Source organism: Winogradskyella vincentii, assembly GCF_020166345.1.
Lineage (GTDB): Bacteria > Bacteroidota > Bacteroidia > Flavobacteriales > Flavobacteriaceae > Winogradskyella > Winogradskyella vincentii.
On sequence record NZ_JAIUJS010000027.1, the window covers coordinates 1 to 1,400 of the forward strand.

Annotated in this window: 2 protein-coding genes; both read left to right on the forward strand. The window is 32.9% G+C overall.

Features of this window, described 5'->3' with window-relative positions:
• Positions 1–123 precede the first annotated feature (123 nt).
• Entirely contained in the window at positions 124–687 is a 564-nt protein-coding gene (gene parS / locus LBV24_RS14990; protein ID WP_224479473.1) for a type II RES/Xre toxin-antitoxin system antitoxin, read from the forward strand.
• Entirely contained in the window at positions 687–1,145 is a 459-nt protein-coding gene (locus LBV24_RS14995) for an RES family NAD+ phosphorylase (protein ID WP_224479474.1), read from the forward strand. The genes parS and LBV24_RS14995 overlap by 1 nt, the downstream gene beginning before the upstream one ends.
• Positions 1,146–1,400 lie beyond the last annotated feature (255 nt).

Below are 1,400 nucleotides of genomic sequence, written 5' to 3' on the forward strand. Positions count from 1 at the left end.
TAAAATGCATGACGTGGGATAAGTATTGCAAATCATCAACACGATTTTTCATTATCTTCACAAAAAAACAGACAACTGCACATAGCGCAGCGTTGGCAGTAATTACAAACAATCTCATAAATTTTGAATTCACAGACAAATGTCTTATATTTACAGACAAATGTCAATAATATGGTTACGGAAAAACAAAAAGAACATACATCTGATTTAACTGCTGTCAATAAAGCAATTAAGGTTTATTTTCGAAATATAGATAAATCTTCGCGAGTAAAAGTCAAAGCAAAAAACATCACATATTCGGATTTTTTCGAAAATAAAATGCTCATAATTCGTGCAATAAGACAAGGCTTGCCTTATACCCTATTCAGTAAAATAAAAGAAATTACACCATTTTCAGAGGATGATTGGGCTGAGTATTTAAACCTATCTAAAAAGACCTTACAAAGACATCGTAATGATGCCAATTATCTATTTAAGCCAATTCATACAGAAAAAATAATTGAATTAGCAGAAGTCACAAATTTCGGAAAGGAAGTATTTGATTCTACAGAACAATTTTATTTATGGCTTAATACACCTTCCTATGCCCTAGGTAATTTAAAACCAGCAGAGCTTTTAAAAGACTCTTATGGAAAGGAATTAGTGATGGGTGAATTAAATCGCATTGACCAAGGAATTTTCGCATAATGAAAGTGTTTAGATTATCAAAGAAAAAATATTCTAAAGAATTAAGCGGAAAAGGAGCTTCTAAATCAGGAAACAGATGGAACTCTAAAGGAACTGAAATTATATATTCTGCCGAAAGCAGAGCATTAGCTATGGCAGAAGTAGCAGTACACTTAACCCTTGCTACTTTGCCAAGTGATTATGTTATGATTGAAATAGACATTCCTGACAACATAAAAATAAAGGAGATAAAATTAAAAGACCTTCCTGATAATTGGAATAATCATCCACCAAATATTAATACTCAGAAAATTGGAGATGAATTTATAGACTCTATAGATATATGCGTTTTGAAAGTTCCTTCTGCGGTAGTTCAAGGAGATTATAACTATCTAATAAATCCATATCACAAAGAATTTAAGAAAATAAAAATATTTGATGTTATTGACTTTCCATTTGACAAAAGAATATTTAAATAACTACTGCCAACACCGTGTATAATTCATTGCTATTACTCGCCTACTTACGAAAATTTGCTTACGCACAGTTCGCACTACGTGCTCGTGTCTCGCGGATTTTCTATTCGGTTTGTATTTGCTAAATTAGTTGCTTAAACACGCAACTAACCATACACAATCACGATGATATCGAATACGCCTGCGGCGTACTTTTGTCTACGCTGCTTCGCAGACACTATATCCAAAAGCAGTTCGATATCATCGCTGCGCTATGCC

Excerpts from the sequence above, each read along its gene's own strand:
- LBV24_RS14995 (WP_224479474.1), top strand. The coding sequence starts at position 687 with ATGAAAGTGTTTAGATTATCAAAGAAAAAATATTCTAAAGAATTAAGC.